At 52.3% G+C, this 19,484-nt stretch carries 18 protein-coding genes and 1 pseudogene; 10 read left to right on the plus strand and 9 right to left on the minus strand.

Annotation, left to right across the window (positions count from 1 at the left end; genetic code table 11):
- The first annotated feature begins 111 nt into the window (after positions 1-111).
- Positions 112-3,192: an FAD-binding and (Fe-S)-binding domain-containing protein gene (locus LIX00_RS23695; RefSeq protein ID WP_227357363.1), complete on the plus strand. Its 3,081-nt coding sequence runs from the start codon at positions 112-114 to the stop codon at positions 3,190-3,192.
- An 18-nt stretch (positions 3,193-3,210) separates the two neighbouring features.
- On the opposite strand, the gene LIX00_RS23700 is transcribed toward LIX00_RS23695, so the two are convergent.
- The 3 genes from LIX00_RS23700 to LIX00_RS23710 all read right to left on the minus strand — a co-directional run bounded on the left by LIX00_RS23700 (position 3,211) and on the right by LIX00_RS23710 (position 5,542).
- Positions 3,211-4,293 carry a cupin domain-containing protein gene (locus LIX00_RS23700; RefSeq protein WP_227357364.1) on the minus strand — a complete coding sequence of 361 codons (1,083 nt, stop codon included), beginning with the start codon at positions 4,291-4,293 and terminating at the stop codon, positions 3,211-3,213.
- Between the two features lie 102 nt (positions 4,294-4,395).
- Positions 4,396-4,566 carry a hypothetical protein gene (locus tag LIX00_RS23705; RefSeq protein WP_227357365.1) on the minus strand — a complete coding sequence of 57 codons (171 nt, stop codon included), beginning with the start codon at positions 4,564-4,566 and terminating at the stop codon, positions 4,396-4,398.
- Between the two features lie 106 nt (positions 4,567-4,672).
- Positions 4,673-5,542, minus strand: coding sequence for a fumarylacetoacetate hydrolase family protein (locus LIX00_RS23710; protein ID WP_227357366.1), 870 nt, complete (start codon positions 5,540-5,542; stop codon positions 4,673-4,675).
- Between the two features lie 604 nt (positions 5,543-6,146).
- Between LIX00_RS23710 and ddfA the strand changes: the two genes are divergently transcribed.
- Positions 6,147-6,419, plus strand: a complete 273-nt coding sequence (gene ddfA / locus LIX00_RS23715; RefSeq protein ID WP_227357178.1) for a DdfA family disk-determining factor — start codon at positions 6,147-6,149, stop codon at positions 6,417-6,419.
- A 470-nt stretch (positions 6,420-6,889) separates the two neighbouring features.
- On the opposite strand, the gene LIX00_RS26405 is transcribed toward ddfA, so the two are convergent.
- Together LIX00_RS26405 and LIX00_RS26565 are read right to left on the minus strand one after the other, a co-directional pair.
- Positions 6,890-7,120, minus strand: coding sequence for a DUF7576 family protein (locus tag LIX00_RS26405; RefSeq protein ID WP_438267117.1), 231 nt, complete (start codon positions 7,118-7,120; stop codon positions 6,890-6,892).
- A gap of 404 nt (positions 7,121-7,524) precedes the next feature.
- Positions 7,525-7,611 (minus strand): annotated as a pseudogene (locus tag LIX00_RS26565) (hypothetical protein); the annotation flags it as partial.
- A 123-nt stretch (positions 7,612-7,734) separates the two neighbouring features.
- On the opposite strand from LIX00_RS26565, the gene LIX00_RS23720 reads away from it, so the two are divergent.
- Entirely contained in the window at positions 7,735-8,025 is a 291-nt protein-coding gene (locus tag LIX00_RS23720; RefSeq protein WP_227357179.1) for a dihydropteroate synthase, read from the plus strand.
- Here the strand turns inward: LIX00_RS23720 and LIX00_RS23725 are convergent.
- The 4 genes from LIX00_RS23725 to LIX00_RS23740 form a co-directional block, all read right to left on the minus strand.
- Positions 7,988-8,311, minus strand: a complete 324-nt coding sequence (locus LIX00_RS23725; RefSeq protein ID WP_227357180.1) for a HalOD1 output domain-containing protein — start codon at positions 8,309-8,311, stop codon at positions 7,988-7,990. The genes LIX00_RS23720 and LIX00_RS23725 overlap by 38 nt on opposite strands.
- 53 nt (positions 8,312-8,364) lie before the next feature.
- Positions 8,365-9,033 carry a helix-turn-helix domain-containing protein gene (locus LIX00_RS23730; protein ID WP_227357181.1) on the minus strand — a complete coding sequence of 223 codons (669 nt, stop codon included), beginning with the start codon at positions 9,031-9,033 and terminating at the stop codon, positions 8,365-8,367.
- Between the two features lie 1,240 nt (positions 9,034-10,273).
- The gene (locus LIX00_RS23735) at positions 10,274-10,549 is read right to left on the minus strand and encodes a MarR family transcriptional regulator (protein ID WP_227357182.1); all 276 of its coding nucleotides are present in this window, start codon (positions 10,547-10,549) and stop codon (positions 10,274-10,276) included.
- Between the two features lie 127 nt (positions 10,550-10,676).
- The gene (locus tag LIX00_RS23740; RefSeq protein WP_227357183.1) at positions 10,677-11,045 is read right to left on the minus strand and encodes a DoxX family protein; all 369 of its coding nucleotides are present in this window, start codon (positions 11,043-11,045) and stop codon (positions 10,677-10,679) included.
- A 339-nt stretch (positions 11,046-11,384) separates the two neighbouring features.
- On the opposite strand from LIX00_RS23740, the gene LIX00_RS23745 reads away from it, so the two are divergent.
- The 7 genes from LIX00_RS23745 (at position 11,385) to LIX00_RS23775 (ending at position 19,470) form a co-directional block, all read left to right on the plus strand.
- On the plus strand, positions 11,385-12,269 hold the full coding sequence (locus LIX00_RS23745) for a 3-hydroxyacyl-CoA dehydrogenase family protein (RefSeq protein ID WP_227357184.1): 885 nt from the start codon (positions 11,385-11,387) through the stop codon (positions 12,267-12,269).
- On the plus strand, positions 12,269-13,084 hold the full coding sequence (locus LIX00_RS23750; RefSeq protein WP_227357185.1) for an enoyl-CoA hydratase/isomerase family protein: 816 nt from the start codon (positions 12,269-12,271) through the stop codon (positions 13,082-13,084). Before LIX00_RS23745 ends, LIX00_RS23750 begins: the two co-directional genes overlap by 1 nt.
- A 198-nt stretch (positions 13,085-13,282) precedes the next feature.
- Positions 13,283-14,932 (plus strand): acetate--CoA ligase, encoded by a 1,650-nt coding sequence (locus LIX00_RS23755; protein ID WP_227357186.1) that lies wholly within the window; start codon positions 13,283-13,285, stop codon positions 14,930-14,932.
- 241 nt (positions 14,933-15,173) lie between these two features.
- A complete protein-coding gene (locus LIX00_RS23760) occupies positions 15,174-15,674 on the plus strand; it encodes a hypothetical protein (RefSeq protein WP_227357187.1) in 501 nt (166 codons plus the stop codon).
- The gene (locus tag LIX00_RS23765; protein WP_227357188.1) at positions 15,674-17,176 is read left to right on the plus strand and encodes a UbiD family decarboxylase; all 1,503 of its coding nucleotides are present in this window, start codon (positions 15,674-15,676) and stop codon (positions 17,174-17,176) included. The genes LIX00_RS23760 and LIX00_RS23765 overlap by 1 nt, the downstream gene beginning before the upstream one ends.
- Entirely contained in the window at positions 17,173-18,558 is a 1,386-nt protein-coding gene (locus LIX00_RS23770; RefSeq protein WP_227357189.1) for a UbiD family decarboxylase, read from the plus strand. Before LIX00_RS23765 ends, LIX00_RS23770 begins: the two co-directional genes overlap by 4 nt.
- A 3-nt stretch (positions 18,559-18,561) precedes the next feature.
- On the plus strand, positions 18,562-19,470 hold the full coding sequence (locus tag LIX00_RS23775) for an MBL fold metallo-hydrolase (RefSeq protein ID WP_227357190.1): 909 nt from the start codon (positions 18,562-18,564) through the stop codon (positions 19,468-19,470).
- Positions 19,471-19,484: the final 14 nt, after the last annotated feature.

A 19,484-nucleotide genomic window follows, 5' to 3' on the forward strand; every position in this document is an offset into this window, starting at 1 on the left:
TCGCGTCGCACCATCTCGGCCGAACCGCCAGGGGGTCACTTCAGGACGAAATCGAATGCGGCCTCGCGGAATGAATCGAGAGACGCCTGCCACTGCCCGTCGGAGCGAGCGATGACGACACGCACGCCCACCGCCCGTGACGACGGCGACGACTCCGTCGCCGACGAACGGGCTAACTATGACCACGCTTCCAGTGACGTCGAACGTCCGGCGCTCGTCGCAGACCTCCGCAGTCGTATCGACGGCGACGTGCGGTTTGACACCTACACCCGACAGATGTACGCAACCGATGCATCGGCGTACGAACAAACGCCGGTCGGGGTCGTCTTCCCGACGTCAACGGAGGACGCCGCCACGGTCGTCTCCTACTGCGCCGAACGCGATATTCCGGTTCTCCCACGCGGTGGTGGGACAAGTCTCGCGGGACAGGCGGTCAACGAGGCGGTTGTTCTCGACTTCACGCAGCACATGAAGGATATCATCTCAATCGATGCTAACGAGCGACGTGCGCTCGTTCAGTCGGGAGTCGTCCTCGAGGAACTCAACTCTGCACTCGCGTCCAACGGACTAAAATTCGCGCCAGATCCGGCGGCAGGCGACCGTAGCACCATCGGCGGCGCCATCGGCAACAATTCGACAGGCGCGCACTCACTGGTCTACGGGAAGACCGATGCCTACGTCGAGGAGTGCGAGGTCGTCCTGGCCGACGGGACTGTCGCCACGTTCGGTGAGGTCGATGTCGAGGAGGTACGCGATCGGGCCGATCCCGACGGCGATATTCTCGACCGCATCTCAGCTGAGGTCGTCCGCATCCTCGACGAGGAGGATGACGAGATCCGTGACCAGTTCCCCGACCTCAAGCGTAACGTCTCCGGCTACAATCTTGACGTGCTCGTCGAAGAAGCCGAGTCCGGCACCGTTAACCTCGGCCGACTGCTCGCGGGTAGCGAAGGGACACTGGCCATCGTCACCGAGGCCGAGGTCTCTCTCGAACCAGTTCCAGAAACAAAGGCTGTTTCTCTGCTGTTCTACGAAAGTGTCCTCGAGGCCGTGACAGACGTCCAATACGTCCTTGAACACGACCCCGCGGCAGTTGAACTCGTCGACGACGTGCTCCTCGGATTGGCCCGCCAAACCGCCGAATTCGAGGATATCGCCGCACTCGTCCCTGACGGCGCCCAGGCAGCCTTGCTGGTCGAATTCTACGCAGACAGCGATGAGCACGGTCGCGAACAGACTGCCGGCCTCCTCGCCGACCGCGTCCCGGAAAGCGATAGTACGGTTGCGGCGCCAGACGACTACCCCGATGTCGAGGAGACGCTCGCGGTTGAAGGCCTTGAGGCTCACGCCAAGGCCGACCGCGAGCAATTTTGGAAGCTGCGCAAGGCGGGCCTCCCGATCCTGCTCTCGCGGACATCTGACGAGAAGCACATCTCGTTCATGGAGGACTGTGCGATCCCACCTGAGAACTTACCGGAGTTCGTCGACCAGTTCCAGTCGTTACTCGTCGATCTTGATCGTGACGTCGACGCGGCTTTCTACGCGCACGCCGGACCGGGAGTATTACACGTCCGTCCGCTAATCAACACGAAGGACGCCGGGGATCGCGAGGACATGGTCGAAATCGCCGACAGGGTGACCGACATGGTCGTCGAATTTGGCGGCAGCGTTTCCGGGGAACATGGCGACGGCCGCGCCCGGACGCAGTGGAACCGCAAGCTCTACGGTGACGAACTCTGGCAGATATTCCGCGATCTGAAGTCGGCATTCGACCCAGACTGGTTACTCAATCCCGGGAACGTCTGTGGCGACCACGATATGACAGAGCACCTGCGGTACGACAGCGACTATAGTCACGACGCTGGCTTCGACCCCGCCCTGAACTGGGACAACGAAAACGGCATGCAGGGAATGGTCGAACTCTGTCACGGCTGCGGCGGCTGTCGTGGTGAACAAGAAATCACCGGCGGCGTAATGTGTCCGACGTACCGCGCTGCCAACGAGGAGGTGACGAGTACCCGTGGTCGTGCGAATCTCCTCAGGCAGGCCATGAGCGGTGACCTGCCGGATGACCCGACTGACGACGAGTTCGCGACAGAAGTACTCGACCTCTGTATCGGATGTAAGGGCTGTGCGCGTGACTGTCCGAGTGAAGTCGATATGGCGAAGCTCAAGACCGAAGTCATGCATGCCCGCCACCAGGAACACGGATCGAGCCTGCGCGACACACTGTTCGCCAACTTCGACAAACTCGCCCCTCTCGGGAGCGCGCTCGCACCTCTCTCGAACGCCATCCAGTCGGTGCCCGGTGTCGGATACCTCACTGAGAAGACAGTCGGCCTCGCACGGGAACGTTCGCTCCCGACGTTCCGCAGCGAGACGCTCCACGAGTGGTTCGGGGCCCGAGGCGGGCCGCGCGTTGCAGAGGAGGATGCCGAACGACGAGCCGTCTTCTTCGTGGACACGTACACCAACTACAGTCACCCTGAAGTTGGGAAGGCGACGGTGCGGGTTCTCGAAGCTGCCGGTGTCCACGTTGAACTGGCCGACCAGACCGACAGCGGACGACCGGCGTTCTCGAAGGGGTTCGTAGATCAGGCCCGTGAGACTGTCCAGAATAACGTCGGGGAACTCTATTCACGCGTCAAGGATGGGTGGGACGTTGTCCTTGCAGAACCTTCTGATGCAGTGATGTTCCAGTCGGATGCACTCGACCTCCTCTCAGGCGAAGCGGTCGAATCGGTCGCCGCGAATACATACGGTGTCTGTGAGTATCTCGACGCGTTCCGCCTCGACGAGCACGTCGCGTGGGACACGCCGACGGAGTCGCTGGCGTACCACGGCCACTGCCACCAGAAGGCCGTTAAGAAGGACCACCACGCCGTCGGCGTCCTCCGGCGCGCGGGCTACAACGTCGACCCGCTCGATTCGGGCTGTTGCGGCATGGCTGGAAGCTTCGGCTACGAGGCCGAACACTACTCGATGTCGAAGACTATCGGCGACATTCTGCTCGACCAGGTCGAAGACAGCGATGCGGACGTTGTCACCGCGCCGGGAACGTCTTGCCGGACGCAGCTCGGCGACGGAGCAGTCCGGTCGGTTCCCGCGGGCAGTCCGTTGTCGGGAACGTCACTCGACCGTGACGAGCCACCGACACCGATCGAACTGCTCGCACACGCGCTCCCGCTGTGACTCGCCTTCGCTTGGCGATTACGACGACGGTTCAGCTTCGGCGTAGAGGTTGAACGCCTCGAAGACGGGGCGGTCGGTTATCCCGAGGAGCATTGCCTCGCCATCCGGTTCGTGGTGGTGAATCTGGTCCGGCGGAACGACGAAGAGGTCCCACTGGCTCCACTCAAGGGCTTCGTCACCGACGTGAGTCGCGCCTTCGCCCTCGATGACGAAGTACACCTCCGTCGCGTTGTGGAAGTGTGGATCGGTCTCCTCTCTGAGAAGTTGCGCCCGGAACGACATCGTCGGGAAAAGAGGTGGCTTCCCCGACGCAGGGTTAACGTACGAGAGACTGTAGCCGTCGTTCGGATCGGGTTCGTCGTTCTCGGCTCGTTGTTCGAGTGACTCGACCATCTCGTCCCAGCCGAACCGGTATGGCGGCGTCGGATCCTGGATGCCCTCGAATGGGCCGGGGATGTCGTCACGCTTCGCCTCCTCGGCGGGTCGCCCGCGACCGTACTGGGAGTCCCAGTAGCCTTGCGTTTTCGTGACTGGTTGGCGTTCGAGTTCGTGATACTCGAAGGTATTCTTCGCGTTCAGGGAGTCGAGCACGAGTGGCAAGTCGAGCACGTCCAACCACGCGGCCGTCTCATCAGAGTCGTTGACGTGGTCGTGCCACTCCCACTGCGGCGTGGTGATGAGGTCGTTGTTCTCCATCGGGAACTCCTCGCCGGCCACAACCGTCTTCATCTCCTCGTTGCCGTCGATGGTGAATCGGAGCGCGTTCGCTCCGTGACGATGCGCCGGTGCTGTCTCGCCTGGCGAAACGGTCTGCACTCCCACGTATATCGTGTTCGAGATGGCATTGCCGAGGCTGGTATTGATGGGAACCGCGACCCGACGTTGGAACCCAGGTGGAAGGTCGGCAATCGGGACGTCTTCCTCGATCGCGTCGATGGCTGTCTGCAGATCCTCCCACTTCCAGACATTGGGTTCTAGGTCGCCGTAGACGCGTCCCATGTCGTCCTCGACTTCCCAGAGCGGTCGAAGATGGTGCTCCTCTAGGATACTTCGCGTTTCGGAACTCATCTCAAGGAGTTCCTCTGGCTCTTGCTGTACCATGTCCTCTCGTAGGCACAGAATTCTCATAAGTGTAGGGGTGTGAAGAGTGTTAAAACGGTACCTCGCGTACGGAATTGCAGTTCGAGACCCAATGCGGAGGCGTTAGGTGTGAGCCTCGAAGAGTTCGTCGGACGAGACGAACTCGCGACAATCCTCGCAGACCATCCGTCGCTGGATAGCGTACTCCCACAATTTCCCGCCGCACTCTGGACAGTCGAAGTGTGCGCGAACAAACGGACTCTCCTCGGAGTATGGGTTCTCGAATTCGGACATAGTCTTTCTTATAGCGACGTGACGAAAAATGTACCGCTTCAATGGGATTCCCGAGAACAGGGAACCACAGTCGTGATTAACTCTAGAAGATGTCCCGACGCACTTGCTACTGGCCGCCTTTCTCGACGTTCACGTCTGCGAAGGAGACGTCACGCTGGGTGACGTCAACAGTCATCGAACCCACAGCCTCGATTTCGGCATCCACGACGTCGCCGTCGTTCAGTTCGCTGACCCCTTCAGGCGTCCCCGTGGTGACGACGTCACCGGCTTCAAGAGTCGCGCCGATGGAGGCGTACTGGACGACGTCGGCACACGTGTACACCATGTCGCTGGTATTCGCCTCCTGCCGCGTCTCGCCGTTGAGGTCGAGTCGCATATCGAGGTTCTGTGGGTCGTCTATCTCGTCGGGCGTGACGACCGAGGGGCCGATGACAGTGAAAGTATCGTACGACTTGCGGTTCGAGCGATCCTGGTCACCGCGGACGGAGATGTCCAGCAGGATGGTGTACCCAAAGATGCTGTCCCACGCTTCGTCGGCGCTGACGTCTTTCACGTCCTCTCCCATCACGAATGCGAGTTCGACTTCGTGGTCAACCCGACGGTCGTCAAAGGGAAGTTCGATACCGTGATCCGGGCCGACGACGCTTGACGGTGCCTTCAGGAAGTATCCCTTGTCCTTGATGGAGAACCACTCGTCGGTGGTGATGTCCCTGTCGGCGATAGCCTCCTCGATGTGCTTCTCGTAGTTCAGGGGCGCGGCGACGACCTTGCCAGGGCGCTGCACTGGCGATTCAACGGTAACGTCTTCACGCTGGTAATCCGGATCGGCGTCGGCGTACTCGCTGGCGTCGTAGTCACCTTGAATATACTCTACGAGGGGATCCTTAGCGTCGATACCGAGGCGGTCAGTCACGTCTACGATACCGTCGGCCGTAAGCAGTCCCAGGCGGTCCTGGTCGAAACAAACGAATCGCATGTATACTTCTCCATCTAGCGCAGTAATAAAACATGCTGTTCCTGAAATTCTGTGCCGACGAGGAGACGTTTCGAGAATACCGAACTGTTCGGTGACTGGTTCAGTATGCCGGCTGGCGACACGTGATTTGTCATCATCCAACGTATAGGAGGGGCTGCGAGCCGACTGCGGTGACTGCCCCGCGAACCGAGAGAAAGGTAAGAGAACGGTCGTAGATCCGACCCAACTTCGATTTTGTCGAACTGCACTGTCAGCTATTACCAATTTGCTATCCAGCGAATCAGGGAAGATGCCCTCTCACGATTCGCGCTAGTCGGGACTGATTTGATTCGATCACGCCGAACGGGACGAGTTCAGTCGCACTGACACTCTCCGTCGAAGTTTTCGTAGACGTTGTCCAGTTTAGTCTCGCTCACACCCTCGTAGATAACCGATATCCAGTCGTCATCTCTTGGTTTGGAGAATTAATGGAACCGCACGCCAATGATGATACAGACGAAGTCCTCACGTTAGGCAGATGATACTACGCAATCCAAAAGCACCTGAGAACCCATGCACAGGTGTTTCTGAACCCCTTTGAGCAACATTACCTCAACCTTCACCTATGCCGTACTCCACTGATCTATCCAAGAACAATCGCCCAGAATCACTTACAAACCATTCACTAAGTACGAGTGTTCTGATCGCCATCCCAGACGCAGAGGGGCGGTCGGTAGATGATCTGAAGCCCTTATACGATGCAATTGATCCAGAGGCGTTTGATAAACTGTTTGCGCCACGGGCTGATAAGAAGTCTCGGCCCCATGGTGTGGTCTCATTTCGTTATCTGGGATACTGGGTCACTGTGTCTATCGATGGCACTGTTGAGCTTGAGTAAGATACAACGTAGGGGTTTGTGAACAACCATGGGGTTTGATTCCGCGGCTTTTTCCGTTTCCTCAAGTTCGGATGATGTTATGGGTCGAAAGCGCACCAAAGCCGTTTCTGGACTTTCAACTTCCTCCGCGTCGTGAATGGGGTGGAACCTGGATTTCAGCTGTCGCACCTTTTATGGATTCAATCCGTACTTGTAAGGAACCGGTGACAGACCCGGTGAATTTTCGATTTTTCCCTCGTAAGGTTGTGGCTCGAACAATAAAGCCTGTCACCGGCTTTTCTTAGTGATATGCGGACAACGCTGTGTAATCGGCCACCTGTGTCTAGCTCGAGACGGCTCTCACCGCTGACGTAGTACTGTGGGCTCTAGAGGGTTATAGCAAAACGATTCCAGTGGAAAATAAGACCATATGTCACTTGACCTCCGTATAAAAACCGAGGTAAATACTTATATCTCTATCAGAGAGACAGCTAAAGGAAATCAGACAAACAGTCAGCATCGCACAATACTGCTTCTTCAAGTGACTTATCAGTATTCGCTTCCATATGAGTTATTGAGACGTATTTATGACGTTGAGCAAGCTTGATCTCTGAGCCACAATTATCACAGGGTGTTGTTCTCGATGTTATCAAAATACGGGTCGAAACGTGTACAAGTTGTTGTTCTTCTGCCGATTTCTCTCGTTGCAGTGACCCACTCATTGTTATCTACAATTGCGTATGACCATATGTAGTAAGCGACCACGGCATATATTGTTACAGAAACTCACGGAATATTTCCACTTCTATATCTATCGTCGATAAGGCCGTCATCGATCCTTCAGATCTTAATGAACCCACCCCCGACAACGGCTACGAGTGGATACACTTACGAGAGACCGTCGAGAATAAAACGTGAGACCAGTAGTCAAGCACAGAGAGTTCTGGCCCCATCGACCACGCACATATAGGGTTATGTCCAGAGGTGAGTGTGAAATACATAGTTGTTCGGCGACATCTTTGACCAGATACTTCGAGGAGAGTGTCGGTATTGAACAAACGCTTAGGGGGGTCGTCGCGGATCGAATTCGTTCGCGGACTTCATCGGGCGTGACGGTTCTTTCGTTCTAGGTGGCCATCTGCGACACTATCAAGTCCAGCAGATTAAGATCACGGAGCAGGTCGCGAACCACATTTGCATCGAGTTCAAGGGTCGTCCGGACCTCACAGGCGGAGAGACATGATCACTACGCAGACGCTAGGGAAAGCAGACTATACAAAAACAATGGGTATTCCGAATGTCACACCAGACTCCTTCGCTGATAGGACTGTATACGATGATTGAAAACGCCATTGCATGTGCTCGTGAAACCGATAAGGCAGGAGCAGAAGTGATCGACATGGGAGTAGAAAGTTCCCGTCCAGATGCTGTTCCAGTTTCGAGCGAAGAGGAACTCAAGCGTGTCATTCCTATCAGCGAGAGAATTTCTAAAATCCTGGAATTAGTGTACGCGTTTCCATTAGTGCTAAATTATCGTTCAGGAATCCAGCTGACGATGATAACAGCCAGAACGATCGAATTCTTCTATATTATTGGTCGGCAACTGTTACGACACCACTGCTCGTAACGGTTACTTCATAACCACAATACATGAATTCAACAACCCCTGGTGTTGTTGCTTCATCCTTCATAGTGTGAAAGAGAGCGTCTAAAGCGTCAGGATCAATCGTCTTGTAGAGCGGCTCAAGTACAGCGTGTCCTTCATTTCTGTCTGTCACAACTGGGCTTACGTCAGCGAACGCTGCAACAGCTTGAATAATTGCTGCGGACAAGGATTCGTTCTCTGCTGCGTGGTAGGTATACGCATCTTCAGGTAGCCAATTATCTTTGCAGTCACTGGCAGTCGTCATCATCCAGTACTAATCTTCTGCTATCCGTATCACTTCGGGTTTACGCGGTTAGCTATTTAAATAGGAGAGTCTTGAGCGAGGGTATGACGAAGTAGTGTTTCTTGTCCGCGCCGGAGCCTATTGGATAAGGCAGCGGTCGAGATACCTAGATCGTCCGCAATTATTTCCATCTTTATTTCACGCGGAATACTGAAATATCCTTTTTCTAATGCAGTAAGAAGAGCCTCGCGCTGAGCGTTTGTCACGCCATATCGACCGCTCCCCCCACCGTCATTCTCAACCATGTTTTCCTCATACAGATTTAATAATTTGAATTTCCGGTCTCGTTCACGACAGGCATCTCGAAGGCTGGTCAACGCTTCTCGTGACGGAAACCGAGCCAGAAGTTCCTCTCGGTTAGAAGTCATCAAAAGATTGATAATCGTTATGTCCTGCTCTACGATGATCGGATGTGGCGTTTTTTGTTGTGCCCCCTCTGAGAGAACTATACGATACAAGTGTCGGTCGGTTAGTTGAGTGAGACATTTGTAGGACGCGACTGCCGGATCAGCTTCAAGAGCAGTCTCATAGGTCTCAAAATCGTCGCCTGAAGCCCAAAAGATGAATTTCCATGGTTCATCCTCTTTCGAACGGATATCCTCTAAATGGAGCACCATGTCAGGAACAGTTTTCAGTGCCTCTTGTCCGGGTGGGGGTCCGACCTCAATCCGTCCAATCAGAGTCATTACCGAATGCTTAGTTCTCTGGGGAAATGAATGCTCTGACTATTTAAAACCCGTGTCCACAACCGATATTCGTTAACAGTGGTGTCTTGACCGAGAAAGACGGAGTGCACACCATGAAATCGGATATAAAACCCTATATTGACGAAGTCTTCAATTGATTGGATGAACGTGGAAGATGGTTTACGTCCATCGAATATTTAGAGACTGATAGGTTATGCGGGAGTGCACTCAACGAAACGGTAGTACCGAGTGAATTTCACAAACTCTGGAAAATCGTCGACATAATTGACGCACTCAGACTTATTTCCTTCTAACGATGCAAGGTCAAATTGGATGCTTTCGTCAAGTTCGTCATAGTGACGGACAGTGGCATCTGCTGGCATTTCGGTTGGTTCGACGGGTCTCACTTGCAATCTCACTGTGGCATTGACTATGGAGGAAAAAGTTAAACCAACCATGGTAGCGGTACGCATTGCCTCAATCACACACCATCATTTTGATAATAAAATCGAATGAAATTCAGTGATATACAGTGAATTCCTCTGGGCAGTAGCCTTTCTCAAGGAATAACTGGACACTCAATACATGAACGTACGCATTGCTTCAGAATTCATCTACGTTTGACTCAATTGGAACGGCCTATATCCAGCCTGTGTACTTCCGAATCAGCGAAATACAAATTCTATCGATAATATGGCTACGCAGAATAGCTAAATTTTTAGCCATGGATTAGAAGATGTGTGGTATGACTGCCCATAGCGATCAAGATGAAGGCAAACATACTTCGGGGTTCCCAAGTGTTGTACCGTTCGATTTACCGAGTGTATCCCGAATCCACTGGGAAGTAGGGGAACGTCTTATCAAGGATGCTAACTCAACCCTTCACAGTAAGTGGGAGCAAAAGAGTACATCGTGGACGCTGTCGATTTTCCAACTCACAAGGCCAATTGTCGTCATTTTCATCTCCACACCTGTCCGTAGAAAACAATTCTACAAAGTTACGCAATCAAATTTAGATTCGATATTCCCAAAGCTTGTTGCAGCACCGCGCTGGCATCAATGTGCGTAATTATACCGCAGTGCGTCTATGGTGGACTCCTTCGCCCGATCGTGGCGTCCAGCACATAAGGGAAAGTGAGACAGGTAATTTGTATATTACCTTCTCGAAACGCGTCATCGAAACAGGAAGCTAGATCCTCAGCGAAGCAGTCAGACTCAGTTTTGTGAGATAGTTCACCAACTATTCGAAGGTAAGTGAGTAATAGCGCTTGCGTGCATCGGCAAAGGAAAAACGCGACTCAACAAGGTCGTTCTCCTCTAGTCGGGTAAGCGCATACCGGATAGTTCGAGGCGGCAGCATAGTTTCTACCTCAAGTTGCGTTTGAGTGAGCGGGTTGTCGTATTCGAGTGCTTTAGCGACCAATTTGGCGCTTGGCGGCAGTTCCGAGAGTACCTCGATCGCCTCACTCTCTTCTAAATCGTGTTCACGTGACTGTGCGGACTCGGAGTGCTGCATTATACCATGGTGTTTTGCATGCTCTCCTTTAATACTTTCGTTGTGAATTATTCCCAGTGGTAATCAAGACAGGTAAAATGATTGCATTGACCGTGTCTAATCACCTTATACAGAAATTATATACTAATTATATAATTTCTCGATTGAGAACCTGGTGTTCGAGGCTGTACCTTCCGTTCCCGTATACAATAAGAACGAGAAATGCTGCAACATAAAGTAGGCCGAGCTCCCCACCATTCAGAATCGGAATTAGTCCTTCTGGAATGTGAGCAATGAACTGGGCAGCAACCATCTCTCCAGTCGTAAGGAATGCAACAAGCCGAGTTAGTATTCCAATGGCAATGAGAAGACCACCAAAAAACTCGATGACACCAGCAGCTCCGTATATACTAAAAAGGGATGCAGTGTTACCGCTACCATCGACACCCCCGAAGAAGCCGAATAGCTTCTGGACGCCATGTTGTGCGAATAAAAGCCCAACAAGTACGCGAAACATGGAATAAATTGTCTCTTCGTACGATTCGATTCTGCGACCAAGTAGAGCGGACATACTTATTTCTGATTCTCACTGGTATTCAATAATAGGTCATCGGCCAGTGTTGCCAGCAGAACGGACTGACTGGCTCTTTACCCTCGCCATCCATCACAGAATTCCGTTGACTCAGATTAGTTATCGCGCACTGGAATGATCTTACTAGAATTCAATTCTTACGTGTGTAATTACGCCTATCCAAGGGAGGTAACCCCACGAGACGGCACTCGGTTTTTCTTTCGTTCGATCCCTAGTCCTTCGAGAAAGCAATCTTAATGTGGAATGGTTATACACTGAAAAACGATGCGTGTTACCATACTTGGTGCTGGAACGATGGGTCACGGAATTGCTCAAGTGTTCGCCACGGCGGGCAACGATATTGTGCTCAGGGATATCGAAGAGTCGATACTCAACGATGGCGTTGAGTCGATTAAGTCGAATCTCAACGGCGCCATTGAACGGGACAAACTCACCGAAGGGGAGAAGGTAGCTGTGTTAAACAGAATAGAGACAACGACATCGCTTGCAGACGCCGTAGCAGACGCTGATTTAGTCGTTGAGGCGGTGCCAGAGGACGTAGAAATTAAACAAGAAACGTTTGATGATGTAGCGAAACGTGCTCCGGCAGACGCGATCATCGCGACAAATACCTCTTCAATTTCTGTGACGGAGATTGCAAGCGTTCTCGATAACCCAGAGCGAGCGATCGGTCTCCATTTCTTCAACCCAGTACACATCATGCCACTGGTTGAGGTTGTCGTCGCCGAGCAAACTCACCAATCAACCGTCAAGTCTGCCACGGATTTCGTCGACAATATCGATAAGAATCCAATTGTCGTGCGTGATTCGGCCGGGTTCGCCTCATCCCGCCTGGGTGTTGCACTTGGCGTAGAGGCTATCCGGATGGTCGAGGAAGGAATCGCTGATCCCCGCGACATTGATAACGCGATGAGCCTTGGATACAATCATCCAATGGGGCCACTTGAGCTGACTGACGTAGTCGGTCTTGACGTCCGCCTAGACATCCTAAAGTACCTTCGTGAGGAACTTGGCGAGCGATTCCGGCCGCCCCAATTATTGCGGCAAAAAGTTCGGGCAGACAACCTCGGGAAAAAGACCGGCGAAGGATTTTATGTGTGGGAGGATGACGAGATCGTCGGTGTTAGCGGAAAGCGGAGAGTTGACTAATGACTGATCTCCAAAACGCCATCACGGATAGTGAGACCGTTAAAGTCACTGTCGGTGAGCGAGTTGACGGCGTCGTCACTGTGACGCTGTCGCGGCCCGCTGCGCGGAATGCACTCAATGCACAGGTTCGCGACGAACTGTCAAGAGTGCTTGCTACCATTGACCAGAACGACACGTGCCGAGTAGTCGTTTTGACCGGGGATGATGAGGCAGGGACATTTGTGGCCGGAGCCGACGTGACAGAGCTCCGCGAACGGAATGCTATCGAACAGCGCGAGGTAAGCAAGCGTCCACGCATTTATGAGCGTGTGGCGAATCTCTCGAAGCCTGTGATCGCTCGAATTAACGGACATGCACTAGGTGGCGGCTGCGAATTGGCGCAAGCCTGTGACATTCGGATTGCCGCGGAGAGTGCAAAACTCGGTCAACCGGAAATTAACCTCGGAATCATCCCTGGGGGTGGCGGGACTCAGCGTCTTCCGCGATTAGTAGGGGAGGGTCAGGCAATGCGGCTAATCCTCTCCGGGGAACTCATCAATGCTACCGAAGCTGCCAACATTGGACTCGTTGATGAGGTTCATTCAGAGGACAATCTCGACAACGCGGTATATGATCTGGCCGAGTCCATAGCCGAGAAAAGTCCAGTTACGTTGGAGTTCGCCAAGACTGCAATCCAAGCCAACAGTGAAATGGAGTTGAAAGCCGGGATCGAGTATGAGGCAGAGTTGTTCGCACAGTTGTTCGCTACGGAAGACAAGAATGAGGGTATCGACGCGTTCTTCGAGGATCGTGAGCCCGAGTGGCAAGGTCGATAGAGATTACTTAGACCCATTGTAACGCACAACCACTCTGTGGTTTTTATGAATACTCTTATAGTAACACATCTATTGCCGATAGCAGGCCATGATGGCAATAATGTAATGTAAAGTTGTATTTCAGAGACAGAAGATTTTCGCTAATCTCACCATCTACCACAAGCTATTTCATGGTTAACTAGGTTCATTTAGTTGGTTATGCAAGCGAATGTCCCACAGGGATACCTCCCAAGTGCGGATAAGAGACCAGATTTCGTTCACACACTACCTGAAGTACACTATCCGCAGAAAATCAACGTTGCAGCCGAACTTATGGATTCGCATATCGATGAGGGACGAGGAAGCAACGTCGCAATTCGGTTCAGGGACGATGAATTCACATACACTGACCTACAGAAGCAGGTAAATCGTCTTGGGAACGCTCTTTTGAATAAAGACGTCGAACCGGGTGATCGAGTCATTGTTCGCTTCTCAAATCGGCCTGAAGCGATCATCTCTTGTCTTGCAATTCAAAAAATTGGGGCAGTAGCACTTCCCTCAATGAAGCTCCTCAGAGCGAAGGAACTCACCTACATCATTAATAATTCAGAAGCGAAAGTCGCTATTGTCTTTGATCGGTTACTCGACGAACTCGAAATGGCGCTTGATGATCTCGACACGCTTGAGGAGGTAATTGTGGTCAATCGGTCGAACACCGAACATGACCATGCAGATTACGACGAATTGCTCAATAGTGCATCTACTGACCTTGATCCACATCAAACAGAGCGGGACGATCTCGCGCTCATGCTCTACACCAGTGGCACTACCGGTCGGCCGAAAGGGACAATCCACACACATCGTCAGTTGCTTGCAACAGCCGATGGTTACGCGCAGTATTGTCTTGAGCCGACCGAAGACGATGTTTTTGGAGGGAATTCACCGCTTCCGTTCGCATTCGGTTACGGTGCTCTCGTCACATTCCCCCTACGGTTCGGTGCGACGACAAGCCTCGTCGAGGATGCGAAACCGGGACAATTGCTTCAGACAATTGAAAATCACGGCATTACAGTTCTCTGCTCCATTCCGACAGCTTTCAACCAAATCATCGCAAAATATCCTGATGGTGCCGAGCAGTATGACGTGTCATCGCTTCGGGTTGGAATGAGCGCAGGTGAACCGCTGACGCCAACGACTTTCGATAATTTCGAAGAACAGTATGGTATCACGTTGCTTGACGGTATTGGTACGACGGAGATGCTCCACGTCTTCGTCAGCCACCGGCATACTGAGAATATCGACCCCAATGCGACTGGGTTTCCAGTACCGGGGTATGAATGTAAGATCGTCGATCCAGATACGTATGAAGACGTTCCACGGGGGACGCCTGGCTTATTAGCGGTTCGTGGACCAACTGGTATGACTTATTGGAACCGTCCCGATAAACAAGAGGAAGTCATCGCTGACGGATGGTCTTTGCCTGGGGATATTTTCGTTCAGCGCGAGGACGGCCGCTTCGAATACAAATCTCGACGTGATGATCTCATCATCTCCAGTGGCTATAATATTCCAGGGACAGAAGTCGAGAGCGTACTTGAAAGTCACGATGCTGTCGCAGATGTCGCTGTCGTTGGCAGTCCAGATTCAGAGCGAGGACAAATTGTCAAGGCCTTCATTGTCCCAAGTCCCGATGCTGAAACCGGTAAAGCGCTAGTCTCGGAACTACAAAATCTCGTTAAAACTACTCTGGCACCATACAAATATCCACGAGCGGTAACCTTTGTCGAGAATCTTCCTCGAACAGAGACAGGGAAAATACAACGGAAGAAACTAAGGGATCAAGAACGAAAACTACAGACTACCCAATAGAAAAACCATCTTAAATACTATAATTTCATACTACTAATTAAGAAGAGAACCATAGATGAGAAGACTTCGTTCTTAAGGATTCACATGACACAAAGTTTCCAATATCACTGTCGCAAGTAACCGATATGTTTTGTATTGGCCGATTATTGGATCTGGCGCTGTAGGAAGAACTTATGTACCGCCACACGGTGGTGTTTGACATGTACTGGATCACGTCCTCAATCGAGGGGAGGCGGGGACAATGACCGCTGCGTATACCACCTCTGAGGAATACCTCCCAGAGAATCCCAAAGGCGAGGTTACGCTCCAAGTTACTGATAAAGAGACAAAGGAGATCTTTACGACGCGAGCTCGTCTGGCACAGAGTTCCGGTGAGCTAGCTAACCCTGAACCACTGACAATCGTCCGAGGTCCACATGAGAGCGTTGAGGAACAGTGGTACATCGAAATTTTGGAAACGGACATCGGTGATCTTGAAGTTAATCGAGAAGTACTGTGGGAATGCATTAAACAGAGCCGAGAGGAGTCTAATATTATTAACGCTCGCTCGGATGAACTTCGAGCACTGCTGCTCTATTTAGTTGAGACGAATAGATACGGATCTGTCTCAGAAGCCGTCCGTGAGTTGTTAAGAGATCATCTTTCTGTACAGTTCCCTGAACTCGTTGAGGAATATGTTGACGTTCGGACGGAATATGAGCGCGAGGAGATATCTTCTCAATTAGGAGGCGACAGAGAATAATGAGTGTTGAAAGTTTTCGTGATTATATTTCTCTACTTGATGATGCAGACAAAACAACACGGATATCGAAACCCATTTCATGGAATCTTGAAGCAAGCGCGATTACGATGATGGCGAATCTTACTGATGCCAATATTCCAGTATTTGAAACAGTTGAAGATCAGAAGTCAGTAAACGCGCGCCTCGTCGGAGATCCATATCGCGGTGAACGACATCGACCATGGGATCGGATTGCTGCCGCACTTGATCTGCCAATGGGATTGACTGGTGACGAGTATTACGAGACGGTCACGGATCGACTCCGATCACCAATTCCTCCAACAACCATCGATCGTGAATCGGCTCCGTGTAAAGAGGAAGTTCGGACAGACCCAGAGATTGATCTGTTTGACTTCCCATGGCCATACATACACACTGGAGACGGAGGGCGGTACTCCAATCTTCACACAGTGATTACAACTGACCCTGATTCGGAGTGGGTGGACTGGTCGTACCATCGTACGATGATTCATTCCCCGATGAAGGCGAGTGTCCTCTTACTTGCGGGGGAACAGACGCCAAATCTCTACTATTATAAGTACGAGCGACGCGATGAGCCAATGCCGATCGCAATTGCGATTGGGGCAGAGCCAGCCGTTTACTTCTCGTCGGTCATGTGGATTCCGACAGGGCGTGATGAAGCAAACTTCGCAGGAGCATTGAAGGGTGAACCAATCGAATTAGTTGAATGTGAAACGAATGACCTTCTTGTGCCAGCCAGTGCGGAGGTCGTCATTGAAGGGTCAGTGCAACCTGGTGAACGGCTCGACGAAGGGCCGTTCGGTGACTACTTTGGGTATATGCATGGTCCTCGACGATCAATGCCTGCATTGGAAGTAGACGCCATTACACACCGAAAACATCCGTATATCCCCTTTTGTGTGGAAGGTATTGGAGTAGGCCATACACTTAACTCGAGTACGACGATGGAGGTAAGTTGTGTTGGCCCTGATGCGACACTCGGGCTCCAGACTGCTGGGTTTGATATCGAAAAATGTGTTCCATGGCGATTCACCCCGCGAACGGCATATACGGTCTCCACCAAGAATCCCCGGCCAGGTTATCTCCATGACCTCGCGAACTTCATCTTCACGACATGGGGAATGCTCCATATCGACTTCTTTGTATTCGTCGACACAGATGTCGATCCGCTAGATCAGCGCGCCGTTCTTGAGGCGATTGCGATTAACGCTGACCCAGATCGAGATTTTCACCAGTTTGGCGTTGAGACGATGCCGAAAATACCGCTCAACATCTACCAGACTCCCGAGGAGAAAGGGAATATCGAGACTGGAACCTCTAAGACAAAGACAGCGAAGGCATACATAGACGCCACTAGCGACAGTTCGCAAGTACAACCGGCGTACCTTGATGACAACGAGGTTGTCCATGAAGCTCGCAAAACACTCGAGAGTGCTGGCTTGTCGATTACCACGGAGTCAGTGCAGGAGAATCACCAATGAGCTTCAGAGAGCATATATCGACGCTCAATGCGAATGGAGATCTACTGCCTATCGAACAAAATGTTCACTGGTCCGATGAGTTGCCGGTTATAGGAGCAGAGGCAGCACGAGAGAACGGCCCAGCGATTCTCTTTGAAAACGTTCCTGGACAGACGCGAGTAGTGAGTGGAGCGTATGGCGGGCCGGATCAGATGATTCCACGAAAGAAAGCCCCATGGTCGCGACTCGCGATGGCCATCGGATTAGAGAGCGACGTACCGTATGACCAGTTCGTCCGTCAACTATCAAAGATACCAAGCGATGATTCCTTACCGCCGCAAGGGTCGCTCAAAGCGACTCCAACTGAGGTCGATCTTTACTCACTTGGACTGCCAGCCGTCTCTGCAGGGGGACCGACGATTACCCTTGGACTTCTGTCGGTATCCGTTGAGGGGGAGACGACATGGGCACCCGTTCGAGCGCTCGTCGACGGTCACGAAAGTCTGATAGCTTCAGTCCCCACATCGCTCGCAGCACGGCTCTCATGTGATGTTGATGTCACCGTGGCCCTCGGCGTGCCAGCGGCGTGTCTAATCGCTGCCGAACTCCGTTGGATGGGAGAAACGAGAGCGAGCGACCCGCTTCAGACGGCTTGCTTGTACGACGATATAGAGATTGCCGATGGATTAGGTGGTGCGATTCCTGCAAGCGCCGAAGGGATTATCGATGGAACCATATCAACCATCGATAGTCGCCAAACAAGTCCGACCGAAGCTTGGGAGAAGGCCACAGAGACGACCACCCTCAAAATTCGCGTCACCGACCTTGCCCTACGAGACGAACCGATATTCCCCTTCTCAGCTGTCGGTGCACCACTCTCTGACGATATCCACCTCGCGAGTATCGTTGAGTCCGTTCGGTTGCTTCGTCGAGTGAATAATTATTGGGGAGTAACGCCAGTAGAATGGATTTACCTCCCGGCAGAAACACGACTCGGCATGTGTCTCGTGGCGACCGAAATCCTCTATGCTGGATTTGAGTGGCAACTCGCTAACACCCTGTTTTCGTTCTCCCGGCTATTCGACAAAGTACTCATTCTCGACGAAGATACACCGCCAGGGAATCTTGCAAGAGCATTCGACGATATGTGGATTAAAGCCCACCCCTCCCACGATTGGCACTTCAGTGAACCCCAAGCTCCAGCTGCCACAGCAACCACCTATAGACGTGACGGAACAACCGGATCCAGGTTGTTTATTGACGCAACGTGGGATCCCCGGTGGGACGATGAGTTCATTGCACCACGGGTTGATTTCGAATCGTCGTATCCAGAGGAAACGAGGTCGTTCGTCCGAGACAACTGGAAAGAGATGGGATTCTCAACTGACTCAGGAGGGTCATAACAGATGTACCGAATCGCCGTTGGCGAAGGCAGTCCCGAGGGGACGAATAGCGCATACGTCTTCCCAGACCAGGGAGTAGTAATAGACCCTGGGCCACCAAGCGACATCGCTTGGCAAAATCTACGGAATGGACTCCAAGATATTGGTTTACAACTGAATGACCTCCAGACGATACTCGTATCACATTGGCATATCGATCACGTTGGACTTGCACCGCGATTGGCTGATTTGACTGATGCGACCATCTTCATGCATAAGGCCGATGTTCCGCTGGCTGCGGAATACAAGGTTGAGCGTAAGCGGCGGATCAAGCGTGATACGCGTCATCTAAAACGATGGGGAGTGCCTGAGGATGTCACGCAGTCAGTACAGGATCATGATACGCCGTCTCCATTTCCGGATCTGGTTCCTGTTCAGGCGCTCTCGAATGGCGATCAAGTCGCAGGTTTCGAACTGGTACACACCCCTGGTCATACACGTGGCCATGCAGCATTTGCAACGAATGAGCAAATTTTCGTTGGCGATGCTATCCTTCCGACGTATACTCCGAATATTGGCGGTAGTGATACACGCACCAAACGACCTCTCGAAACGTATCGGCAGACGCTCAATCGACTACAAACGCGGGAGGAAACGGCGTATCCCGGGCATGGTACAGAAGTCTCACTCGAGAATCGCATAAACGAAATCATCGCTCACCATGAAGAGCGCTCAGAGCATGTCTTGACGGTCGTTCGGCGGGATCAACCGGTCACACCGTGGGATGTTGCGAGAGTCCTCTTTGGAGAGATGAGTGGGATTCACGTCAAGATGGGTGCTGGCGAGGCAGCTGCACATCTTACAGCACTATCCGAAGGCGGCTGTCTACGGCGTATCGACGATAACCCGCTGACGTTTACTTCAAAAAGCTAGAATATGTCGAATAG

Source organism: Haladaptatus salinisoli (genome assembly GCF_020614375.1).
In the GTDB taxonomy this organism is placed as follows: domain Archaea; phylum Halobacteriota; class Halobacteria; order Halobacteriales; family Haladaptataceae; genus Haladaptatus; species Haladaptatus salinisoli.

Bases quoted from the DNA above. Each gene is read 5' to 3' on its own strand.
- LIX00_RS23735 (WP_227357182.1), bottom strand. From the start codon at position 10,549: ATGCAGCACTCCGAGTCCGCACAGTCACGTGAACACGATTTAGAAGAG.
- LIX00_RS23770 (WP_227357189.1), top strand. From the start codon at position 17,173: ATGAGCTTCAGAGAGCATATATCGACGCTCAATGCGAATGGAGATCTA.
- LIX00_RS23740 (WP_227357183.1), bottom strand. From the start codon at position 11,045: ATGTTTCGCGTACTTGTTGGGCTTTTATTCGCACAACATGGCGTCCAG.
- LIX00_RS23750 (WP_227357185.1), top strand. From the start codon at position 12,269: ATGACTGATCTCCAAAACGCCATCACGGATAGTGAGACCGTTAAAGTC.
- LIX00_RS23700 (WP_227357364.1), bottom strand. From the start codon at position 4,293: ATGGTACAGCAAGAGCCAGAGGAACTCCTTGAGATGAGTTCCGAAACG.
- LIX00_RS23720 (WP_227357179.1), top strand. From the start codon at position 7,735: ATGATTGAAAACGCCATTGCATGTGCTCGTGAAACCGATAAGGCAGGA.
- LIX00_RS23765 (WP_227357188.1), top strand. From the start codon at position 15,674: ATGAGTGTTGAAAGTTTTCGTGATTATATTTCTCTACTTGATGATGCA.
- LIX00_RS23730 (WP_227357181.1), bottom strand. From the start codon at position 9,033: ATGACTCTGATTGGACGGATTGAGGTCGGACCCCCACCCGGACAAGAG.
- LIX00_RS23760 (WP_227357187.1), top strand. From the start codon at position 15,174: ATGACCGCTGCGTATACCACCTCTGAGGAATACCTCCCAGAGAATCCC.
- LIX00_RS23710 (WP_227357366.1), bottom strand. From the start codon at position 5,542: ATGCGATTCGTTTGTTTCGACCAGGACCGCCTGGGACTGCTTACGGCC.
- LIX00_RS23775 (WP_227357190.1), top strand. From the start codon at position 18,562: ATGTACCGAATCGCCGTTGGCGAAGGCAGTCCCGAGGGGACGAATAGC.
- LIX00_RS23725 (WP_227357180.1), bottom strand. From the start codon at position 8,311: ATGATGACGACTGCCAGTGACTGCAAAGATAATTGGCTACCTGAAGAT.
- LIX00_RS23705 (WP_227357365.1), bottom strand. From the start codon at position 4,566: ATGTCCGAATTCGAGAACCCATACTCCGAGGAGAGTCCGTTTGTTCGC.
- LIX00_RS23745 (WP_227357184.1), top strand. From the start codon at position 11,385: ATGCGTGTTACCATACTTGGTGCTGGAACGATGGGTCACGGAATTGCT.
- LIX00_RS23695 (WP_227357363.1), top strand. From the start codon at position 112: ATGACGACACGCACGCCCACCGCCCGTGACGACGGCGACGACTCCGTC.
- LIX00_RS23755 (WP_227357186.1), top strand. From the start codon at position 13,283: ATGCAAGCGAATGTCCCACAGGGATACCTCCCAAGTGCGGATAAGAGA.
- LIX00_RS26405 (WP_438267117.1), bottom strand. From the start codon at position 7,120: ATGAGTGGGTCACTGCAACGAGAGAAATCGGCAGAAGAACAACAACTT.
- ddfA (WP_227357178.1), top strand. From the start codon at position 6,147: ATGCCGTACTCCACTGATCTATCCAAGAACAATCGCCCAGAATCACTT.